The organism is Fictibacillus tiangongensis (genome assembly GCF_048083785.1).
Taxonomy (GTDB): Bacteria; Bacillota; Bacilli; order Bacillales; family Fictibacillaceae; genus Fictibacillus.
On the sequence record NZ_CP182294.1, the window covers coordinates 571109 to 587522 of the forward strand.

The window sequence follows — 16414 nt, forward strand, 5'->3', positions numbered from 1 at the left end:
GGATTCGGCATCAAAACTTTTGGATTGAAGCACAAAACTTTAGGATTGGGCATCAAAACTTGTGGATTCACATTAAAAATTAAGATTCCTGAACACCCACACATTTGATATCACACCATTCCACTCGTTTCCTTTATATCCCTAGCATGGTTTTCTACAATTACAACAAAATAAAGGTATAGGTTGTCGCTTGAAGGAGGAAGTTTAATGAGAATCAATCGGCTCCTGTGCCTAATATTGGTTTCAATCATATTTTTCACACATACACATGTTATTTATGCTCAAAGAGGCGTATCCAATCAAAGACTGGAATGGTACTTTGAGAAAAAAGGGGAAGAGAAGCCTCCTGTTACAGATGCAAGATATATGGAGCTCGTCCACAAATACGATAGCCTTTTTATTGGAGACCCTGCCAAAAAAGATATCTATTTAACCTTTGATAATGGATACGAAAACGGTTATACCGACAATGTTTTGGATGTGTTGAAGAGGAAGAAAGTACCTGCAGCCTTTTTTGTAACCGGACAATTTATGAAGACTCACCCTCACCTAATAAAACGAATGGCTGAAGAAGGGCATATTGTAGGGAATCATTCTTATTACCATCCAGACCTTACCCAAGTATCTGATGCTCGATTAAAAAACGAGCTTGAAAAAGTAAAGATCAGGTATACGGAAATAACGGGAAAAACCGATATGAATTACATTCGGCCTCCAAGAGGAGTGTTTAGCGAAAGAACGATTATGCTTGCTAAACAAGAAGGTTATACACATGTGTTCTGGTCACTTGCCTTTTTAGATTGGGAAACCAATAAACAGCGTGGTTGGCAATATTCATACAACCAGATCATGAAACAGATTCACCCAGGCAGTATCATGCTTTTGCATACAGTTTCTAAAGACAATGCAGATGCACTTGAACGCACAATTGAAGCTCTTCAAAAAAGAGGCTACACATTCAAAAGCTTAGACGACTTACAGCTTAAGAAATCTGTGCCCACACCATTATTATTTAAATCTTAAAAACACTTTTGCATACTTTGCGAAGGTGTTTCTTCTTGTACTAAAAGGATACAAAAAACGCTTAAACCTTTGCTTTTGAGAAGACAATGGTTCAAGCGTTCAAAGATTATTCTAAAACAGATAGCTGTACGTCATCGAGGTATATTTCATGTTTGCCTAGTGGTGATCCTAGACTTTTTCCAAGAAGGAACTTTAATGACAACGTATCTGTTTCAGTAGGGGTTATTTTGTACGTATAGGTAGTTTCTTCAGTTCCGATTTCAATTCTTTCAGCAAAATAACGCTTGTACTGTGCGTTCTCTAACGTTACCTCTATGTTGCGAACGAGCTGTGAGGAAACCGAAAAACGTAGTTCGTAATTCAAACCCTCAACTAACTTTAAATCGCCTTGTTCTAAAAGAACGCTCCATGGCTCATTTCCTTCAGAATCGATGTTGATCTTGGCTTTACCTTCCTCACCTATGATTACAGCGGTAGCATCGTAATGAATGTAGGGGTTCCAAAATGAAAGGCCGGAAAGAAAATCTCCATTCTTCAATGGATTGAGCTCTACATCGTTGTAATCGGGAATATTGGTTAGTTTCTTTAGAAAAATGTCATCTAAGTAAACATCAGCAGGATTGCCGCCTAAGTTAAAGATTAACTGGCTATTGTAATCTGACGTTTCTCCTTCATACGTAAATCTTACTTCGTGCGTACCACTCTTTTTGTTTAGAGTTACTTTAGCTGGTGTTACATAGAACTGCTTGCCGCTCTCATCTAACACACCGATTTCAATGGATCGAGCTCTATCGGCTTTACCTTTAAAAGTTAAAAGGTATTCGTTGCCTTTGATCAATTGGATTCCTTTTTGCACAAGGTATCTATCTGTTTTCTTAGAAGAGTGTCCCTTTAAATCAGCATGAAATTCACGAGTTTTCTCATTAACAACAGCTCTATCTTTCTTGTGTTTGGAAACAAAGTTCCAATACGTTAATCGATTCATCGCACCTTGATCAAATGTTCCATTATAAATGTGGTTACCATAGCGAAGTGGCGGCTTAGAGGCCGATTCATCAATCGGTTCATTTGTAACTTCTTCAACCCGTACGTTACCAATCCAAACGGGAACACTTCCGTTGTTTCCTAGATTGAATTCTAATCGAGCCGCAAGATCTGTATCGGCAAGCATATCGAAGGTAAAGGAATAACTTGAAAGTGCAGTGCCTAATTTAATATTTTCTTCATTTGAGTATTTACCCCAACCACGATCTGCGCCACCGCCTACTTTAACTGTCATTTGTCGATCAGATGCTGCTTTTGCATCAAAGCTAACTTTGTAACGTCCGTTTTTGCCGAGTGAAAGAAGCTGAATCGCTTGTACAGAATGTGAAAATGATCCTGGAACGTGTGGAGTGATCACCGCAAAATTCTTGTTATCGATCATTTCATTTTCTACAGAAGCTTTACCACTAAATTCAGGAAGAGTAACAAGGTTCCAGTAGGATGGATCGAAAGGTGTTTCATTTTGATCGATACGAGTAAAAGGTCTTTCAAAGTTTCCGTCATAAATGAGGTTTCCATCTTCAAGAGGTTGCTTAGCATCTTCAGGCAGTTCAACAGGCTTTGGAGTAGGTTCCACTGGATCTCGGTAATCGCGGTTTTTTAACTCATATACACGAACATAATCAATCTCCATCTGTTGAGGGAACGTAGTCGTTTCATCGGGATCTCCATCAAACCAGCCGCCAACAGCTAGGTTCATGATTAAATAAAAGTTTTGATCGAATGGGGCTGGATACGAGTACTTGATCGGATTATTTGGTCCTTTAGCATACCACTCGTTTTGGGTCTGATACAGTTTACCATCTACATACCATCTGATCTCACCAGGTTCCCATTCGATGGCATATGTGTGCCAAGTATTGATTCCCTCGTTAAAAGGGAATTCAAATTCTTTTCCTGTATAACGATTGTTTGGCCAAGTCTCACCATAATGGAGCGTTCCTGCCACTTTATTTGGTTTACTTCCCCAAGCTTCCATGATATCAATCTCACCTGATGCCGCCCATCCACCATATCGATCTTTTTCGGGTAACATCCAAACCGCTGGCCATAGCCCTTTACCTGTAGGTGATTTTGCACGAACCTCATAACGGCCATACGTTTGACTAAATAGTCCCTTTGTTTTTAGCTTAGCGGATGAATAATCATAGGTACCAGAGTCATCCGTTATGCTCTCTTTTTTAGCACGAATAATTAATTTACCATCTTTAATAAATGAGTTCTCATCTGAGTTCGTATAATATTGTTTTTCATTGTTTCCCCAACCAGGCGTAATAAGATTGCCGTCTTCATCTTTAATCCAGTTACCGATATCATACGTCCACTTTTTTGGGTCAATTTTAGGTTTGTCAAATTCATCGGACCAAGTAAGAGACCATTTCGCATTGCCTTTCTTTTTTTGTACTTTTTTATCCACATCGTCATCTGCAAAGGCAGTCCCACCGCTTGGCATCAGTAATAAAGCAGAGAGAGCAAAAGCATAGATTTTTTTCACTGAGCAAATATCCTCCTTTATTGTAAATAGTGAATCGAAAGCGGTTTCGGAAACACATAAAATTATAAGCGCTATTTACGAAAGCGCTTTCGTTAAAGCTATTATAGAGATTATAAAAATTCAAGACAATCTGACTTTAGTATTATTTTTGTATAAATTTTTTTCCCGATTGAAATTGAAGTTGGTAGAACATGCGAGTTTCGTCTACAATAAGGAAAGCCACTTTTAGCTAAGAAACGAGTGAATCATATTATGAAAAATACGAAACAAAATAATAATCCCATTATGAAGATAGGTGAGACAATTCCGCTTGAAATTAAAAGGTTGGGGATTAATGGCGAAGGAATTGGATTTCACCAACGACAAGTAGTCTTTGTTCCTGGAGGGATTCCAGGTGAAGAAATGTCGGTTATTATTACAAAAGTCTTTCCAAACCGAGCAGAAGCAAAGATAAAGAAAGTATTTAAAAAGTCCAAAGATAGAGTAACACCACCTTGTCCAATCTATGAGACATGTGGCGGATGTCAGATCCAGCATATGTCTTATGCAGCTCAACTAAGAGAAAAACGAGATATCGTTGTGCAGGCTTTTGAGCGATACACAAAGATTCATAGAGATAAATTGAATGTGAGAAAAACAATTGGAATGGACGAGCCTTGGGCATATCGAAATAAGTCTCAATTTCAAGTTGGAAAGTTCGACGATACTGTAATCGCAGGACTTTATAGCTCCAACTCACATAAGTTGATCAATATTGATCACTGTCTTGTACAGCATGAGGATACGAATATTGTCACGAATAAAGTAAAACAGATTATTAGAGATCTGAATCTACCTATATATGACGAAAGAAAACAAACGGGAAGCATACGTACCATTGTAGTTAGAACAGCCTTTCATACGGATGAAATTCAGTTAGTCATCGTAACAGCAACGAATGAGCTGCCGAAAAAAGAAATTTTTGTAGCAGAGATTAAGAAAAGACTGCCTCAAGTGACTTCCTTTATTCAGAACATAAACGAAGAGAAAACGTCGCTTGTATTCGGTGAACAGACGGAGGGTATTTTCGGAAAAGATACGATAACTGAACATCTTGGAGATCTTCGTTTTGAGCTGTCAGCACGTGCGTTTTTCCAGTTGAATCCTGAGCAGACTGTAAACTTATATAACGAAGTAAAAAGGCAGGCCAATCTGACTGGTAAGGAAAAGGTTGTTGATGCTTATTGTGGTTCGGGTACGATCGGCATGTGGCTTGCGAATGGTGCAGATGAAGTAAGAGGGATGGACATCATTAAAGAATCCATCATGGATGCAAGAAAGAATGCTGAGAAACACCAAATTAAAAATGCTTATTATGAGACAGGAAAAGCTGAAAAACTTCTCCCAAAATGGGTAAAAGAAGGCTGGCAACCTGATCTAGTAGTCGTAGATCCACCGAGAACAGGGTGTGATCCTGTTTTCTTAGAAACGATAGTAATAACAAAACCTAAAAAAATGGTTTATGTATCTTGTAATCCTTCAACATTAGCGAAAGATGTCCACATGTTAATAAGTAATGGTTATAAGCTAGAACAGATTACTCCTGTGGATATGTTTCCGCAAACATCACAAGTTGAAGCGGTATGTACATTAGTTCTTAAATAGTCAGTGAAAGGAACGATATGGCATGAAAACGGAAAAAGAAAAGATGATCGATGGAGAAATGTATCGTGCGGATGATCAGCAGCTTGTTAACGAACGTATCCAAGCGAGAAAATTGACCCGAGAGTACAACGCGACAACAGAAGAGGAATGGGATAAAAGGAGTTCCTTGATCAAACAGTTATTCGGTTCAACTGGTCAAAACGTTGGAATAGAACCGAACTTCAAATGTGATTATGGCTATAACATACATGTTGGAGAAAACTTTTATGCAAACTTTGACTGCACCATTTTAGATGTATGTGAAGTTCGGATCGGTGATAACTGCATGTTAGCACCAGGCGTTCATATCTATACAGCTACTCATCCGTTAGATCCTGTTGAAAGAAATTCTGGTGCTGAGTATGGAAAATCAATCGAGATTGGAAATAACGTTTGGCTGGGTGGAGGATCCATTATTAATCCAGGTATAAAAATTGGGGATAATGCGGTAGTCGCTTCAGGGGCGGTAGTGACGAAAGACGTTCCCGCAAATGTAGTTGTTGGGGGAAATCCAGCAAAAATAATAAAAACAATCGAAATGAAATAATATATGTAAAGCTTTAAAAATTCAGAAATATACACACTATCCACATGGTTTTCCACAGAAAATGTGCATAACCACTACTTTTTGCACAAAGTTGCACATAATAACATCCGTTACAGATTTAATTATCCACATTACTAACAGACTTGTGTATAACTTTATCCACAAGGTAAGCGTCGCATTAAGATTTCTATATTAAAAAAAGACCTGCTATCCCAGCAGGTCTTTTTTGCACTTAGCGACGGTTATTTTTCTGACGTCGGTCAGCGGCTTGCGCACGTGCTTGTGCTTCAAGATCGTTTTGATCTGCCAATTCACTTGAGTACTCGACATCAAGTCCTTTGGCTTGAGAAGCTTTAGCATTGTTGTGCAATAGGGACTTTCGGTTACGTTTTTCCACACAAATACCTCCTTAAAGATATACGATGTTTTGAAACGTAAATCAAAAGCATTTGAGGAACTTGTCCTCAACTATAGAATGTGCATTTTTCAGCTAAATATTAGAGGAAGAATCATCCTTTTAGGAATTATCTTCGTTTGTCATCTCTTGTGTCGTCTCTGCTGTTGATTCTGCAGATTTTAATTCCTCTTTATAAAGAATCTCTTGAGTTTTAGTTAGATCGTCATTTCTTTCTTTTGCTTGTTGTTTTTTACTCTCCATGACATTACCTCCTTACAAAAAAATAAACATCACTCCAAATGGAAGTGATGTTTATTAGTATGCGCAGAGTAAGTGTACATGTTACCTGTATTAAGCTTCCTTTAACTGTTCTTCCACAATTTCCAGAGGCTGTGTTTGAGTACGAAGCATGTGCATGAGATAGTTATCTTTTTCAATCTGATAAAGGTTATAAATATCCTGTCCTTGGTTTAACTGATCATAAACATCTTTTCTTGTTTCGTTGGCTAACGTCACATAAGGAATTTTTTCAGCTGCTTTTTGCGAACGAATATTTACCTTGCGAATACGCATAAAGATTGTGTGGATATCTTTCTCATAAAATAATTCAGAAAAGAAAGCTTCTTTTGCTAAAGAATTGTACCCTTTCCCGAAGTAAGGCTGACCAATCCACGTGCCAAGAAAGCCATAACCATCTTGGACATCGAATAAATTAATGGTGCCGATTGGATTATGCCACTCATCCAAAATCGTTCTGGAAATAATGTTTCCTTGGTCTTCTTCCTCGATCGTTTGCTTCGTTAGAAATAGAAATTCTTCAAATGAAGCCGCTTTTTGACGCACAAAAGGGAAGACGTCTGGGTGCACCATTAAATTGTAAAGAACATGACTGTCTGATAAATCACGCTTTTTCAACAATTTAATCCCTCCTAGAGGGCAGAAGTATCCCCCACCCTCGAATTAAGAATAAAAATTAATTCGGGGTGGGAATCGAACCCACTAGGACCAGTCATAGCTGGTGGCGCACCAATTGCCTTCCCTTGCTTCAGTATTTAATTTATGAAAATAATGTTGTATTTGATTCTGGAGCGACCATTAAAATGTTCCGGATTCGCTTAATCCGCATGTTGCTCTATTTGTATAATAAGACATTTTTTCAAAAAAGAAAATAGTTATTTTGTAGATTTTTTGTAAATTATTTCTCCGTCAATCATCGTCATGACAGGGGTAGCAGAAAAGTGGAACGGATGCTCTGTCCAAAGGGATAAATCGGCATCTTTTCCGGGCTCAATACTGCCTACTCGATCATCAATTCCAAGGTTCTTAGCAGGAGCAATAGTGATACCTTCTAGCGCTTTTTTTTCACTCAATCCTTCTCTAACGGCAATTGCCGCACAAACGTTTAAATATTGAATCGGAATGTAAGGGTGATCGGTCGTGATTGAAACTTCAACATTATTTTCCGATAGTATGCGGTACGTTTCCCACGATTTGTTTTTTAATTCGATCTTTGACTTGCGCGTCAGTGTTGGACCTACACTGACCTTTAAATTTAAATCTTTGAACGAGTCCGCAATGAGATGACCTTCTGTACAATGTTCAATACGAAAGTCTAAGTTGAATTCTTCAGCAAAACGTATAGCAGAAAGAATATCATCTGCACGGTGAGCATGAATGCGAACAGGAATCTCTCGGTTTAATGCGGCTGCGATCGGTGCAACACGCAAATTATCTTGGTAAGCAGAATCTTTTGCTTGATAAAAAGCTTCACGCAGCATACCCATAATACCCATCCGAGTGATGGAATCATTATGACGTCCACTATGAATGCGCTTTGGATTTTCACCTAATGCAATCTTAAGACCAGCTGTTTCCTTCATGATCATTTTTCTAATATCGTGTCCATACGTTTTAATGACAGAGGTCGTTCCACCAATAACATTTGCACTTCCAGGCATGATGTGTGCAGTTGTCACTCCAAAACGTACTGCATCCTTAAAGGCGATGTCTAGTGGATGACAGCCATCGATCGCACGAATATGAGGAGTAAGTACCTCGTGAGTCTCATTAGCATCATTTCCAGCCCATCCTGTTCCTTCGTCATATAAACCTAGATGAGTATGAACATCAATGAATCCAGGAAGAAGATGCAGATTTTCAGCTTGGATGATTTCCATATCGGCTGTTGGCTCAATATGCGTTTCGACTGCTATGATCTTGCCGTTTTCAACTAGTACGTCTCCTTGCTGAAGTTCACTGCTCGTAATTGGATACACTTTAGCTTTTTGAATTAATGTTTTCATAATATGTCACCTGATCGTTTATTTTTATTGTCATTGTAACAAATCATGTAAAGCCCCCTTTAATTGTGGGTAGGAGAACGTATAGCCTATGTTTTGCGCTTTTTCTGGAAGTACCTGCTGTCCCTTTAGAATCAACATACTCATTTCGCCAAACATGATCTTAAAAGCTATGGAAGGTGCAGGCAGCCAGTGGGGCCGATGCATAGCGTCACCTGTTGCTTGACCGAATTCTTTCATTGTCACGGGGTGCGGGGAAGTTACATTAACAGGTCCTGAATATTGATCATTCTCTATGGCTTCCGTAATGAGTTTTGCTACGTCTTCCACGTGTACCCACGAAACCCACTGCTTGCCTGAACCAACCGTACCACCTGCAAAAAAGCGATAAGGAAGGCTTAGCTGGGGAAGCACACCTCCGTCTTTACCTAGTACTAGCCCGAATCGTGTGAAAACCGTTCTGATGCTGAGAGATTTTGCTACTGATGCTTTCGTTTCCCATGCTCTAACAACTTCAGCTAGAAAGTCTGTGCCATGTTTGGATGAACTCTCTGTGAACACTTCGGTTTCAGAAGTTCCATAATATCCAATTGCAGAAGCGTTTACCCAAACGGATGGTTTTTGGGGCATCTTCGTAACAAGCTTTAATAATTCTTCTGTTACTTTTAAACGGCTGTTTAAGATCGACTGTTTCTTTTCATCGGTCCATCTGCCATTTATGGATTCTCCAGCAAGGTTAACCACAGCATCGATAGGAGGCAGATCGGGTTCGTTGTTCGACATCCATTGCACAAATTTAACGTTTTTTTCCTGAGATTTTTTATCTTTTCGTGTAAGTATATAGACTTCGTTTCCAAGCGATGTAAGGTGATTCGTTAAATATCCGCCAATGAAGCCTGTTCCTCCAGTAATTAGAATTCTTTTCATGATAATCCACCTCTTTCCATTTTATTTATTTAAAAATTAAGAATATTTGTTATAATTCATCTTGTACTTATTATTTTACACTATTGAGGAGGAAAGAAGGCTTATGGAGCTCCAAAGAAATGTGCAAGCAAAAAAGAAGAATCCCTTTTTGAAAGCGCTGTTATGGATAGGTATTGCTTTAGCAGGGGGTATCGCCTTATCCATCATCGCGCTTCAAAGAGACGAGAAGATCAATGCAATCTGGTTTGTAGTTGCGTCCTTGTGTACGTATGCCATTGCTTATCGCTTTTATGCACGATTTATTGCTACAAAAATCTTCAGCCTTAATAAGAACAATGCAACACCTGCAGAAAGATATGCAGATGGTAAGGATTATGTACCGACAAACAAATGGGTTCTTTATGGACACCATTTTGCAGCAATCGCTGGTGCTGGTCCACTTGTAGGTCCAACATTAGCAGCACAGATGGGATATCTGCCTGGTACCATCTGGATTATTGTCGGAGCAGTTCTTGCGGGTGCTGTACAAGATTTTGTTATTTTAATCATTTCCATGAGACGCAGAGGTAAATCAATCGGTCAGATTGCGAAAGAAGAAATAGGGCCAGTTGGTGGAATGCTAGCGCTTATCGGTGTTTTTGCTATTATGGTTATTTTAATTGCCGTTCTTGCACTAGTAGTTGTTAACGCACTTAAATCAAGTCCATGGGGTACATATACGATTGCCATGACCATTCCCATCGCTCTTTTCATGGGTGTATATATGCGGTATCTTCGCCCGGGGCGAGTAGGGGAAGCATCGATTATTGGTTTTATATTGTTGATTTTTGCTTTAGTCAGCGGCCAATGGGTTGCAGACTCTCCAACACTTGCACCTCTTTTTACATTTGATGGTGAGACTTTAGCCTGGATGTTAATCGTTTATGGTTTTCTTGCTTCCGTTCTTCCTGTTTGGATGCTTCTTGCACCAAGAGACTATCTCAGTACATTCCTAAAAGTAGGGGTAATCGGAATGATGGCACTCGGTATTCTTATCGTCATGCCTGAGATTCAAATGCCTGCTCTAACTAAATTTATTGATGGAACAGGTCCGGTATTCGCAGGAAACCTTTTTCCATTCTTGTTCATTACGATTGCATGTGGAGCCATCTCTGGTTTCCATGCTTTGATCTCATCAGGAACATCGCCTAAATTAATCGCGAACGAACAGCATGCTCCTATGATCGGTTACGCAGGAATGCTAACAGAATCTTTTGTCGCGATCATGGCAATGGTAGCGGCAACGCTTCTAACTCCAGGAATCTATTTTGCGATCAACTCTCCAGGTGCTGCGATCGGAACGGATGTAGCGACAGCTGCTACTACGATATCCTCTTGGGGATTCACGGTATCAGCGGATGAGATCAATGAACTCGCTAAAAATGTAGATGAAGAATCGATCCTTTCTCGAACAGGTGGTGCTCCGTCACTAGCTGTAGGGATCGCACAAATTTTCTCTCAAGTGATCGGCGGACCAAAGTTGATGGCGTTCTGGTACCATTTTGCGATATTATTTGAAGCTGTATTCATATTGACCACCATTGACGCTGGTACACGGGTAGGTAGGTTTATGCTTCAAGATCTTCTTGGACAAATTTATAAACCTTTACGAAAAACAGACTCAATGCCAGCTGTATATTTCACCAGTGCGTTAGTCGTCGCAGGCTGGGGTTATTTCTTAGTCGTCGGTGTAACGGACCCGTTAGGCGGCATCAATACACTATGGCCATTGTTCGGTATCGTTAACCAAATGTTAGCGGCTATCGCCCTTATCGTGGCAACAACTGTTATCTTGAAGATGGGTAAGAAAAAGTTTGTATGGGTGACGTTAGTTCCTCTTGCTTGGCTGATGATCGTAACGTTCTATGCGGCTTGGCAAAAGATTTTCTCTGATGTTCCGAAAATCGGTTTCTTAAAGCAAGCAGAAGTGATGAAGGAAGCAATTGCGAGCGGAAACTTGCCACCAACTGTACCTTCCATGGAAGCTGCTAAACAGCTAGTCTTCAACAATACGTTAAACGCTTATTTAACCGCGATCTTTATGTTGCTTATTCTAGGTGTACTCATTGATGCGATGCGCATCTGGTACAAAGCAGTCAAGAGTGAGAAGCCTTTAGAAACAGTAGAAGAGCCATTTGTGCAAACAAAGCTTGGTGATGTATCGTGACATTTCAAGCCGCTTGGAAATGGGTGAAAGATATCTTTCAGATCCTTTTATATATCGGAAAAGGAATCTCAAATCTGCCTGATTACCAAGCTTATGTGAAACATCTAAAAGAAAATCATCCTGATCGCACACCGCCAACTGAAAAAGAGTTTTTTGCAGAGTTGCTCGAAAATAAATATGGCGCAAATGCAAAACGCTGTTGATAAGCCTTTATAAGTGCAGGTTGCACTTTCACCAAAAAAGCATTCTCTCCTAAACGGGGAGAGTGCTTTTTTTTGTGAAGTGGGTGAGTGCGAGTGTATGAGTTGTGCTTTTTACGGTACGTGTTTTTAATTTTATTACACGTTCACCGGTAAAGTGGGGTTAACCACCTGTGATGTACCGATTTACACCTAAGAATGACGCATAAGCACCCGTGGCTGCGCTTTTTACACCTGAAAATCAGTTCTAACCACCGATGCTCCCTTAAATTTCCGTATTTCAACTAACGGTAAGGTGCTTGTTTCCGTCAACATTCTCATACAGATACTATTCGATAGTTTGAAGGCTGTTCAAACAGCACGAAATCCATAAGATATGGTACACTATGTGGTGAAAGAAGGTGGGTAGATGGCTGTTATAACAAGGATTTCTGCTCAACAAAAAAACGACGAACGATTTAATATTTTTATACAAAAAGGGCCAAAAGAAGAATTTGCATTTAGCGTAGACGCAGATGTTTTAATAAAGTTTTCACTTCAAAAAGGTATGGAGATCGATGAAGAAGAATGGGAATCCATCATTGAAGAAGATCAATATCGAAAAGCATTTAATAAAGCTCTTCACTATTTATCTTTTCGAATGCGAACTGCTCATGAGATCGAGGTATATCTAGAAAAGAAGGAAGTTCCTGAATCCACGATCAAACGAGTTCTGCAAAAACTTTCGGAGTATGATTTTGTGAATGACCAAACCTTTGCAAAATCACTTGTGAGAAGCCGTATGAACACATCATTTAAAGGACCAGGAATGATTCGGCAGGAGCTGAAGAAAAAAGGAATCAGTGAACGTAATACCGAAGAGGCCCTCGATCAGTTCAGTTATGAGGAGCAACTAGAAGCGAGTATTACATTTATTCAAAAACAATTTTCAAGCGGAAAGAAACGTTCTGAGAAAGAACAGAAGCAAAAGATCGCTCAGCAGCTTCAGCAAAAAGGCTATTCGTGGGAAGTGATTGAAATGGCATTTCAAGAAGCGAAGATCAGTCAATCTGCCGAAGATGAAAAAGAAGCCTTGCTGGCGCATGCTCGCAAAGCTCATCAAAAATATAAAAAGTATAGTGGTTTTGAATACGAGTCACGCATGAAGAAATTTCTATACAGCAAAGGCTTCGATTCTGGAGTAATTTCAGAACTCCTTAGCGGTGATGAACTTAACGATCTATAAAGATCTCTGGTCTGTTGTCGTCCTGTTCAACGATCAGGGCAGCAACCTGCTCCGGAGACTTTAATCGAGAGCGATCTGCAATATGATCGGAATCATCCCAGAAAGGTGTATCCATTCCGCCCATATAAACCGCTGTTGGATAGATATCAGTGCCATCCCATTCCTTTACGAGGCTTTCTGTAAATCCTCTAACAGCAAATTTAGAAGCACAATAAACAGATTCATTTACCTTTCCGCGTAATCCGGCTGTGGAAATGATGTTCATTACCTTGCCGAAGCCTTGCTTTTTAAATAGCGGAAATGCAAGCTTAGTCGCAAAAATGGTACCGTAAACATTCGTTTCGAGCATTTCTGTTATATCTGCTTCTGTTAAGTCTTCAAGCGGCTCAAACACACCCATACCTGCATTGTTGATCAAAGCGTGAACGTTCTCACTTTGGAAGATGGATTGAAGCATGGATTCGGTTTTTGCGTAATCCGTAACATCACAAACTATATACGATACTTTGTTTTCGCTGTGAGCGAATGATTGAACAGCTTGCTTTAATCTTTCCTCATTGCGGCCAACGAGATAGACGTTGTACATTTTGTTATATTCGCGGGCTAGTGCGAGTCCTAAGCCAGAACCGCCGCCCGTAATAATGACAGTCTTATTCAAAAGTTATCACTCCTATGTAGTTATTTCTTAAGCATATATAGGGTACAGAAAAGAAAGGAAGTAATCAAATGGAAAAAAGATTCAGCGAGATGACAGAAGTTGAAATTAAAGGCAAAATTGCTTCCCTTCGAGCAAAAGCACAAAAAGCAGAACAAATGGGCATGGTAAGTGAGTATGCCGTTTATGAACGCAAGATCGCGATGGGTAAATGCTACTTGATGGATCCTTCAACGATCGAAAGCGGAAAAGAGTACGGAATTCAAGGAGACCCGGGATCGACGTTTTCTGTACTCTACCTAAATGGTATTTTTGCCTGGGGTTACAAAAATAAACAAAGTGCACTCGAAGCTTTGCCGATTTCTGTGCTTGAGTAATTTTGAAGGCTCTTTTCTTTGTGTTTGCTTCAAAGCTTCTTTGCAGTTGATTGGAGTGTAAGGTGCGAGACTCCTGGGGGATCAGCGGGATAGGTGAGACACCTAAGGTCGCAAGGCGACGAGGTGGCTCACCGCACGCCCCCCGGAAAGCGAGCACCTGAAACGGAGATCAACCACTTTAAGTTTTTTGATTAAAAAAAATAAAGAAGCGGTACAGGACCGCTCCTTTATTCGTCACTATGAACGCTTACGTGTTTGAATTTCAAGCACATAGTTATTTAATGCTTGCTGGGTTTCCCCGTTCACTTGATTGTACGCATGCTTCGAATTGGCACGCGGTGAGTGAAAGGGGTCAGAATATTTACCGTTAAATCGCGTTGATGAGAAGTAGTCTTTCTTGTTCAACTGATTCACCCCCCAGAATGAAATTCATAACCGCAAGAGTTACTGATCATCTCGGTGTTGATTGGATAAAAACATTCGTTCCTGCGGATGGTCACGAATGGATCCATCTGGCCGTTTAGAAGAGAATTCTTCTTTTGATCTCGGCTCACCTGAGAAGGAGATCCGATTAGGGAAGTTTTTTGATTTATTACGCATGTGATTACCTCCTTGTTATCGGTTCTCAACTAGTATGAAACGTGAGAGAACCCTTTATGTGACGGGGATTTCTTTAAAAATTGGATAAGGAGGGAGAATAATGGAAGAGCGTTTTGACAGATTGGCGGAACTACTGCAAAAAAAGAACCCAGCCCTTACAAATCAAGAAGCTAGGGAATGGGTGGAAGGATTATGGGAAGATTTTGAGTCTACTCGAGCGAAAGCGGGATGGGAATATGAAGGACAAGAGGTTACCGAGAAGATGGTAACCCAGCTGATTACTTCTTATGGCCATAAGCTTCACGAGTATTTTTCAAACAATCCTAAATTTCAGCGATTCGTAAAAAAAGACGGGCCTATTCAATAAGCCCGTCTTCTTCCTATTCATTATTGTTGATAAGATCGAGTGGAGAGAACTCCATCTTCTTTTTAAGGCGGTCTTCAGAGTACACCCAGCCTGTGAAAGAAGTAATGATGTTTAAGTTCTCATCTAGCTGCACCATCGCGACAAAAGGGTAGTGCCCTTTACTTCTATACCTGAGGTCAATAAATTGTACGAGATGACCGTGATCGTTTTTCTCGACTTCCCATCTGTGAACAGGAGAAAACGAAAGAAAGGCAGATATATTTTTGTCCTTTTTCGCAGCTTCAATCAATTTTGTTTTTGGAACAGCAAGACGATCGAATGTATCCCAAACCGTTACTTTTCCATTTTTTAAACCGGCTACGAAGAATTCGTGCTTGGATTTTATGGCTAGATGGTACTGTCCCCAACGAATGGTCGGGCTGGCATAGATTTCTTCGGCTTCTGGAATTTTTTTCAGCACGATCTTGTTTACGCGCTGTCTGGATATAATCCGAATGATGTAATAAACAACGAGTATGCTGTACACCGTTAGAAACGTGTATCCGGGATCAACACCTATATACCAGAGTAGCAAGCCTCCGATATGCAAGAAAAAGATAAAGGGATCAAAGATACTGATGACACCAAGCGCGATCCATTTCTTTGAAACGGGGTAAAGTGCCTGTGTGCCGTAAGCGTTAAAAATATCAACGAAAACATGAAGGAAAACGGCAATCGCTGTCCATAATAAAAGCTTTCCGTTATCGGCTTCTGGAACAAATAACGAGATAGCCCCAAATAAGAGCAGTGGCCATATTACGAGTGCTGGCAATGAATGTGTAAGTCCTCTGTGATTGCGGATGTATACCGCATTATTTTTTAGTTTGAGTACGGTGTCGAAGTCGGGTGCTTGGGAACCAATCAAAGTCCCAGCAAGAATTGCTTGGGAGGTTACTGGATCATTTGCAATTGCAGGGTCTAGCATCGCTAAACCACCTAACCCAAGCCCCATCACAATGTGTGTGCCTGTATCCAAGGCGATCACCTCCTATGTAGGAATGGAGTGAAATGAATATGTTAACGGTTTTTATGGAGTATAAAGTAAGTCCAGATTTCATTCAATTGTATGAGTCTCAAATGGATTCTGTCATCAATGAGCTTAAAGCTTGTGGCGCTTCTGATATTCAATGGTACAGAGCGGCAGATCAGCCTTCATTATATGTTGAATGTTTCCAAGTTAACGATCAAGCATCATATGATACGATTAAAAAAAATCGAACTTCTCTTCAGCATCCTGTTTTTTCAATCCTTGACGAATGTGTAACAGGAGGGTTAGAAAAAATCCATTGCTGGGCGTTTGAAAAGCTAAAAACAAAGGAAGATCTGTAA

At 40.0% G+C, this 16414-nt stretch carries 19 protein-coding genes; 9 read left to right on the forward strand and 10 right to left on the reverse strand.

What is annotated here, in order from left to right; translation table 11 throughout:
* The first annotated feature begins 207 nt into the window (after positions 1-207).
* Positions 208-1023: a delta-lactam-biosynthetic de-N-acetylase gene (gene pdaA / locus ACNJYY_RS03215; protein WP_416730544.1), complete on the forward strand. Its 816-nt coding sequence runs from the start codon at positions 208-210 to the stop codon at positions 1021-1023.
* Between the two features lie 106 nt (positions 1024-1129).
* Here the strand turns inward: pdaA and ACNJYY_RS03220 are convergent, their stop codons facing one another.
* Positions 1130-3562, reverse strand: a complete 2433-nt coding sequence (locus ACNJYY_RS03220; RefSeq protein WP_416730545.1) for a carbohydrate binding domain-containing protein — start codon at positions 3560-3562, stop codon at positions 1130-1132.
* Between the two features lie 252 nt (positions 3563-3814).
* Between ACNJYY_RS03220 and rlmD the strand changes: the two genes are divergently transcribed.
* Together rlmD and ACNJYY_RS03230 are read left to right on the forward strand one after the other, a co-directional pair.
* Entirely contained in the window at positions 3815-5206 is a 1392-nt protein-coding gene (rlmD, locus tag ACNJYY_RS03225) for a 23S rRNA (uracil(1939)-C(5))-methyltransferase RlmD (RefSeq protein ID WP_416730546.1), read from the forward strand.
* 22 nt (positions 5207-5228) lie between these two features.
* Positions 5229-5792 carry a maltose acetyltransferase domain-containing protein gene (locus tag ACNJYY_RS03230; protein ID WP_416730547.1) on the forward strand — a complete coding sequence of 188 codons (564 nt, stop codon included), beginning with the start codon at positions 5229-5231 and terminating at the stop codon, positions 5790-5792.
* Positions 5793-6024: 232 nt separating this feature from the next.
* On the opposite strand, the gene ACNJYY_RS03235 is transcribed toward ACNJYY_RS03230, so the two are convergent.
* The 5 genes from ACNJYY_RS03235 to ACNJYY_RS03255 form a co-directional block, all read right to left on the reverse strand.
* Positions 6025-6189: a YfhD family protein gene (locus ACNJYY_RS03235; protein ID WP_416730548.1), complete on the reverse strand. Its 165-nt coding sequence runs from the start codon at positions 6187-6189 to the stop codon at positions 6025-6027.
* A gap of 120 nt (positions 6190-6309) precedes the next feature.
* The gene (locus ACNJYY_RS03240) at positions 6310-6450 is read right to left on the reverse strand and encodes a hypothetical protein (RefSeq protein WP_416730549.1); all 141 of its coding nucleotides are present in this window, start codon (positions 6448-6450) and stop codon (positions 6310-6312) included.
* Between the two features lie 90 nt (positions 6451-6540).
* A complete protein-coding gene (locus ACNJYY_RS03245) occupies positions 6541-7107 on the reverse strand; it encodes a GNAT family N-acetyltransferase (protein WP_066391109.1) in 567 nt (188 codons plus the stop codon).
* 254 nt (positions 7108-7361) lie between these two features.
* Positions 7362-8492, reverse strand: coding sequence for an amidohydrolase (locus ACNJYY_RS03250; protein WP_416730550.1), 1131 nt, complete (start codon positions 8490-8492; stop codon positions 7362-7364).
* A 30-nt stretch (positions 8493-8522) separates the two neighbouring features.
* A complete protein-coding gene (locus ACNJYY_RS03255) occupies positions 8523-9416 on the reverse strand; it encodes a TIGR01777 family oxidoreductase (RefSeq protein ID WP_416730551.1) in 894 nt (297 codons plus the stop codon).
* Positions 9417-9519: 103 nt separating this feature from the next.
* Between ACNJYY_RS03255 and ACNJYY_RS03260 the strand changes: the two genes are divergently transcribed.
* The 3 genes from ACNJYY_RS03260 (at position 9520) to recX (ending at position 13047) form a co-directional block, all read left to right on the forward strand.
* Positions 9520-11622: a carbon starvation CstA family protein gene (locus ACNJYY_RS03260; RefSeq protein WP_416730552.1), complete on the forward strand. Its 2103-nt coding sequence runs from the start codon at positions 9520-9522 to the stop codon at positions 11620-11622.
* Positions 11619-11825: a YbdD/YjiX family protein gene (locus ACNJYY_RS03265; RefSeq protein ID WP_416730553.1), complete on the forward strand. Its 207-nt coding sequence runs from the start codon at positions 11619-11621 to the stop codon at positions 11823-11825. The genes ACNJYY_RS03260 and ACNJYY_RS03265 overlap by 4 nt, the downstream gene beginning before the upstream one ends.
* 406 nt (positions 11826-12231) lie before the next feature.
* Complete coding sequence (gene recX, locus ACNJYY_RS03270) at positions 12232-13047, forward strand: recombination regulator RecX (RefSeq protein WP_416730554.1); 816 nt, start codon at positions 12232-12234, stop codon at positions 13045-13047.
* Here the strand turns inward: recX and ACNJYY_RS03275 are convergent.
* Positions 13034-13705: an SDR family NAD(P)-dependent oxidoreductase gene (locus ACNJYY_RS03275; RefSeq protein ID WP_416730555.1), complete on the reverse strand. Its 672-nt coding sequence runs from the start codon at positions 13703-13705 to the stop codon at positions 13034-13036. The genes recX and ACNJYY_RS03275 overlap by 14 nt on opposite strands.
* A gap of 68 nt (positions 13706-13773) precedes the next feature.
* Here ACNJYY_RS03275 and ACNJYY_RS03280 point away from each other — a divergent pair, with 68 nt between their 5' ends.
* On the forward strand, positions 13774-14079 hold the full coding sequence (locus ACNJYY_RS03280) for a YfhH family protein (RefSeq protein ID WP_416730556.1): 306 nt from the start codon (positions 13774-13776) through the stop codon (positions 14077-14079).
* Positions 14080-14316: 237 nt separating this feature from the next.
* Here the strand turns inward: ACNJYY_RS03280 and ACNJYY_RS03285 are convergent, their stop codons facing one another.
* A complete protein-coding gene (locus ACNJYY_RS03285) occupies positions 14317-14484 on the reverse strand; it encodes a YpzG family protein (protein WP_077364736.1) in 168 nt (55 codons plus the stop codon).
* Between the two features lie 39 nt (positions 14485-14523).
* The gene (gene sspK / locus ACNJYY_RS03290; RefSeq protein WP_066242730.1) at positions 14524-14679 is read right to left on the reverse strand and encodes a small, acid-soluble spore protein K; all 156 of its coding nucleotides are present in this window, start codon (positions 14677-14679) and stop codon (positions 14524-14526) included.
* 100 nt (positions 14680-14779) lie between these two features.
* Between sspK and ACNJYY_RS03295 the strand changes: the two genes are divergently transcribed.
* The gene (locus tag ACNJYY_RS03295) at positions 14780-15046 is read left to right on the forward strand and encodes a YfhJ family protein (protein ID WP_066391120.1); all 267 of its coding nucleotides are present in this window, start codon (positions 14780-14782) and stop codon (positions 15044-15046) included.
* Between the two features lie 13 nt (positions 15047-15059).
* Here the strand turns inward: ACNJYY_RS03295 and ACNJYY_RS03300 are convergent, their stop codons facing one another.
* Entirely contained in the window at positions 15060-16061 is a 1002-nt protein-coding gene (locus ACNJYY_RS03300) for a metal-dependent hydrolase (RefSeq protein WP_197223013.1), read from the reverse strand.
* Between the two features lie 38 nt (positions 16062-16099).
* Between ACNJYY_RS03300 and ACNJYY_RS03305 the strand changes: the two genes are divergently transcribed.
* Positions 16100-16414, forward strand: coding sequence for a hypothetical protein (locus ACNJYY_RS03305; RefSeq protein WP_416730557.1), 315 nt, complete (start codon positions 16100-16102; stop codon positions 16412-16414).